Source organism: Pleomorphochaeta sp., assembly GCF_050031695.1.
Classification (GTDB): Bacteria; Spirochaetota; Spirochaetia; order Sphaerochaetales; family Sphaerochaetaceae; genus Pleomorphochaeta.
In genome coordinates this window covers 1-5531 of record NZ_JBNAIC010000009.1, presented here as the reverse complement: position 1 = coordinate 5531, position 5531 = coordinate 1, and the positions used below count along the sequence as shown (strand labels likewise).

Genomic DNA, 5531 nt, shown 5'->3' with positions numbered 1-5531 from the left:
TTCCAATAGATCCACAAGCACCTGTTACTAGTACTACTTTATTTTCTATCATTTCTCTTATAGGTTCTTTATCTATTTCAATAAGTTTTCTACCTAATAAGTCTTTATAATCTATATTTCTTAAATCTAATGTTCTTTTATCACTGTTTTCTAATTCAAAAAGGGATGGAACTATCTTTAGTTCAATTGATAATCCATTAGCTATTGCAACAGCTTCTTGCATTTTCTCAGCTGAAAGCTGAGTTATACCAATTATTAATGTTTTAGCATGTGTATTAATAAGTGTATCTTCTAGTTTTTCTAAATTACCATATACGGGTTTATTTAATATTAATGTATCATGTTTAACTGATTCATCATCAATAAAACCAAGTACATTATATGGGAGTTTACCACTTATTGATTGTCTAGCTAAGGTTTTACCAATTTCACCAGCACCAAATACTATTGCTCTTTTCCTACAATCATTAAGTGTATTATTTCCATTATATAATCTAATATTTCTATGGTTTATAGCAAATCTATAAAGTACTCTGTATCCCATGGTAAAAAAGTAGGATAATACAGTATAGCTTATAAATATTCTAAATGTTGTTACTTCAAATAAATGGGTATTAAATATAAGTATAAAACCTATAATTGATCCAACTGCAAGTGACATTCCTCTAACAGCTAGTTCTAGTGAACTATCTACTAATCTTACCTTATAAACTTTAAATATATAAAAACATAAAATCTGTGCAATAAATATTACCCAAGATATTCTAAATACTCCATTAATTGTACCATTAACTAAAAATAGTGATACAACTAAAGCAATATAAAATGCTAAAATATCTAATAATACTACAAAAAGCATTTTTGATTTTTTTATATTCATTATTTATAAAATCCTAAGTTAATATTTTTATATAAAGAGTTTTAATGATTTCATATTCAAGTTGTAATTATTGTATTAATCAGTTTTAGGGTATAGAAATCCAATACAGAGGGCTCTGTATTGTGATTTATTATTAACCTTTCATTGTTTAATACCGAGACTTATCATCGTATATCAACTATATGAAATCATATTATCATTTTGGATTTTTTTTACTAGAATTAGTTAATTTAGACAAACACAGAATTTGGATATATTAATCAATATAATCCCACTCGTTCTAGCTAGCCCCCACTAACTTTAAACTCTATATATATAAACCCTCAATATTTGCAAATGAATATTACTCCAAATATTGTAATCTTGCAATATTTTATAACAATGTATTTAGACAAATGTTACAACTTATGTAATAATAAAGTTCAAAAATATAATTAATTTATTATTTTATTATATTTTTTATAAAAATATTAATAAATATATTTATCTCTTCTTCTATAATTACTTTTATTAGCCATAATACTAATATATTATTTCACATTGTACAAATTACACACAAATAAACAATATGTTACAAAGTAAATTACTCAACTTGCTTTGTAGTAAGATAACTGTTATTTTAATATTAATAAATAGGTTTTTGTATTTTTTTACTCTTTTCTAACTATTTTTAGTTAATTGCGAATTAGCAATTTTTATATTACTAGCATAATAACAGACCTTTATAACAAATAGAAATTTGTTTTATTATATACTTTATAATATTACATAATTTAGTTTCTTTGTTTCTTCTTTTTTAGGGTATAAATATTAGTGATTTTTTAATAGATATTTATTTATAGAAATATAAATTATGTAAATTGAGTTTTTCCAAAATTAACTAATGTCTTTTTAATTCAAAATAATTATTTATTTAGATAAAAGCTTTTATTATTTCAAAAGCTAAGAAGCCCTGATATAAGATTTTAACAGAAATATACTTACTTTATTATAATAATTTTATACTATTTTCTAATTATCAAATATTTTAAATACAAAATTTATACTTTTTATTTTTTATATATCTTATATCTATAAATTCTACTTCCTTTTTTGTTGTTTTTTTCTCTTTTATATACCACTTTGTTACATCTTATATAACTTATTTATTTTCATTAGTATTCTCAGTTTTAATTATTCCTTATCAACTATTTTATTTACCATAGTTAATTACAAATCTAGATATTTATGTTTTAATATTTTTCTCACCCTTTTTTATTGATTAGATTATATTTCTTCTTTTAAATCTTGTTATGATCTTTATTCACCTATAAATGCTCTATCTATTATTAAAGCTATTACTTCAATTTCTTCTTTACCAAAGTTATCACTACATCTTTAATAATTATTACAAAGCAAATATTCACCTATTTTTCCAATTTAGATACTACAATATTTTATATAAAATTCCCTTTGATTATTAAATATCATAGCTAACAAATTAATAATTTGTAAAAATCTTTACACTTATAGTTGAATTATTTTTTTCAATTAAAGGATCTAATAAATATAATAATAGTGTTAATATTATTTCATCAAACTAAGCAGCAGCCTCTCATTTATTCCATTAAATTGTATTTTAACCTTTAACAAATTGCTTATATTATCAAAATATTAAAAAAGGTTCATAAAAGTATTTTTATTAACTTTTTTTACTTTTACACACATTTTTATATTTTCAATAAAATTATTTAATTTGGTATATTGTCCAAATTTTAGTAGTTACCTTTATATTTTTAAAAATTTTAATTATCATTATTTAGTTTAATGAAAATAAACTCTCTAATTTTAAATAAATATTATATATCTAGCTTTATTCTAATTATAGTGCTAGAATCTAAACCATTGCGTGGTTATAAATAAAATGAAAGGTTTGATTTATTTAGATATTTATCCTAAATTATTTTCTACTTAATTTATTATTTACTGTGTGTAGTTGTGAAATGTTTGTGTTTTAGAGGTATTAGGATGTCTAAATATATTAGAGTTTTTGATTTAATTAATCATAAGGAAAAATATGATGTAAGAGTTCAAATTTTTGTAATTGCTGAACTCTATATTGCTCTTTTAGCTTTTACTACTATAGTTGCACAACTTTTTGTAACAAGACATCAAATTTTAATTGAGTTTATTTTCTGGTTAGGTTTATGTACTTTCTCATTATTTAGTGCTGAGTTAATTGTTAGATTAAATGAAAATAAGAAAGCTATTAAGATTTATACCAATATAATATTAACTATACTCTCAATTGTAACAATTCCGCTTGGTGTATATATCTCAGGTAGTATTACAACACCTTGTATTATTTTTGTTTTTGCAGGTCTTGCCCTTATTTCAATTATGGCAGAGAACAAAATTAGACTTATCTTAAATTCTTGTATTATAATCTTCTGTCTATTCTACATATACATGGAATTTAACCATCCAACATCTTTACATATAGAAAAACCTATATATGAAGAGAATTTAATTGATTGGGCTATTGTATTTGTAATTGTTTTAATTTTCTTTAATAAAATAATTTCATCAACTAATAAATTATTACATGAAAACACTAATACAATAATGAAACAAAAAGATGAACTCTATAATATGTCTATTACAGATTATTCAACTAATCTATATAATAAAAAGTATCTATATGAAGTACTAAATCTATTAATTACTGATTTAAATGTTAACAACAATTCTTTTATACTTATTGCTATGGATATCGACTATTTTAAACTATTTAATGATACTTATGGTCATATTGAAGGTGATATTTGTTTAAAACATATAGCAGATACTCTATTAGATTCAGTTGATAAGGATAAAGGCTATGTCTTTAGATTTGGTGGTGAAGAATTTATTATTGCTCTAAGAGCAGATGATTTTAATTTAGGTGTTAATGTAATTAAAAGAATTAATGCATCATTAAAAGAAAACAAAATTGAAAATGCAAAATCCCCTATTTCACCTTTTATAACTCTAAGCTATGGAATTATTCTCTATGATAATATTAAAACATGTTCTTGTAATGTGGATCAACTTCTATCTACTTTAGATAATGCCCTTTATAAAGCTAAAGAAAATGGAAGAAACCAATGTTTCACTTGTGATAATAATGGTTGTAATAAAGTAGAGCTATAAGCTAATTATATATATCAGGTAAAACTTCTTTTTTCATAGCTTAATTCATAATCTCAAAAGTTAGAAACCTTTTATAGCATTTCTAAACTCTAAACTTTTTTATCATAAAATCACTAATAAATTTTAACAATCAATAGTTCTTTATTATTATTCATACAATCAAGATAACGCTATTATTCTTTTTTTTAAATATTAAAACATCATAATTTTCCAATCCCTTTATATAAACTCTTTTGTAAAAAAAAAATATTCTAATAAATGAATTATTCACTTTGTAAGTGAAATAAAGGATGGTGTTGAATGTAGAAGTAGACCCTTTTTAGGTCCTACTATTTAAGATAATATATCTAAACAGGTTAAAGAAATAATCCTTAAAAAAGTAATAATTAATATGGCAAGAAATAACTGTATTCATAGCTAAATTAATATAATAACTTAGCTTCCTTTCTTCCTGATCTTTATAAAAAAGCCAATGGTAAAATTGACCGAAAAAAAATATGCTAGCTTGTGATTATTTTCAGTTTTCACAAACATAGCATATATTATATATTTAGTTTTAAAGAAATTATAAAACTAATGAAGCTGGAGTATAAACTCTTTTTGCTAATTCTTGATCGAAGATAAAGATTCCTTTGCCACTATCTCCAATTATTTCTACTCTTTGAATCAAATCTCTTGCATTCATTTCTTCTTCGCCTTGTTCTTTAATAAACCAGTCTAAAAATTGAGTAGTTCTAAAATCTTTATTTTCTAAAGCTAAAGCGTATATATCATTAATTGAATTAGTAATAAAGATTTCATGTTCTAGACTTGCTTTTAATATTTCTAATGTATCAGATAAACTATTATCTGGTTTTGCAATTTGCTCATATGTTACTTTTATATCATTATTTTGCATATATTTAACAAATAACATAGCATGATCTCTTTCTTCTTGAGCTTGGACTGTAAACCAATTTGCAAATCCTGCTAAGCCTACTTCATCAAAGTAATTAGCAAAACTCAAATACAAATATGCTGAAAAAAATTCTTTATTAATTTGATCATTTAATAAAGTTGCGACTTTCTTGTTCATAATTTTTATCTCCTTGTTTATTTAGTTATATTATAATAATACTCTAATTATCTTAAAAGACAAACTTTATTTAGTTAGTTCTATTATATTTATCTAAGAATATTCTTTTTCTACATGACTTATTATAACAAATTATAACTTTTATATTATTATACACTTGTAGAAAAAATATATTAGTTACATAATTACTTTTAGTTATAAAGGTATTTTATTATGAAAAAACTAATAACTTTATTTATCACTATATTTATAACTTCATCAGTTTACGCTTTATCAATAAATGATTTTACCCACAATGTAGATATTGGAGGTGGATATACTAATAGTAATCTTCATATCTTTTCAAAAAATCTTAATTTAAAAGGACCTAATGCATATATCTCTTTAGAAGGTAATCTTACTAAA

General features: G+C 22.4%; 4 protein-coding genes. 2 read left to right on the top strand and 2 right to left on the bottom strand.

Going from position 1 to position 5531, the window contains the following annotated elements:
• Window positions 1-880 (bottom strand): nucleoside-diphosphate sugar epimerase/dehydratase (locus ACPKM0_RS01130; protein ID WP_472472957.1); only part of this gene is annotated, 880 nt, incomplete at its 3' end.
• A gap of 2007 nt (window positions 881-2887) precedes the next feature.
• On the opposite strand from ACPKM0_RS01130, the gene ACPKM0_RS01125 reads away from it, so the two are divergent.
• Complete coding sequence (locus ACPKM0_RS01125; protein WP_472472956.1) at window positions 2888-4051, top strand: GGDEF domain-containing protein; 1164 nt, start codon at window positions 2888-2890, stop codon at window positions 4049-4051.
• Between the two features lie 565 nt (window positions 4052-4616).
• On the opposite strand, the gene ACPKM0_RS01120 is transcribed toward ACPKM0_RS01125, so the two are convergent.
• Window positions 4617-5126 (bottom strand): ferritin, encoded by a 510-nt coding sequence (locus ACPKM0_RS01120; RefSeq protein ID WP_472472955.1) that lies wholly within the window; start codon window positions 5124-5126, stop codon window positions 4617-4619.
• Window positions 5127-5339: 213 nt separating this feature from the next.
• On the opposite strand from ACPKM0_RS01120, the gene ACPKM0_RS01115 reads away from it, so the two are divergent.
• Window positions 5340-5531, top strand: a 192-nt coding sequence (locus ACPKM0_RS01115) for a hypothetical protein (RefSeq protein WP_472472954.1), incomplete at its 3' end; no start/stop codon positions are given.

Bases quoted from the DNA above. Each gene is read 5' to 3' on its own strand.
- ACPKM0_RS01125 (WP_472472956.1), top strand. From the start codon at position 2,888: ATGTCTAAATATATTAGAGTTTTTGATTTAATTAATCATAAGGAAAAA.
- ACPKM0_RS01120 (WP_472472955.1), bottom strand. From the start codon at position 5,126: ATGAACAAGAAAGTCGCAACTTTATTAAATGATCAAATTAATAAAGAA.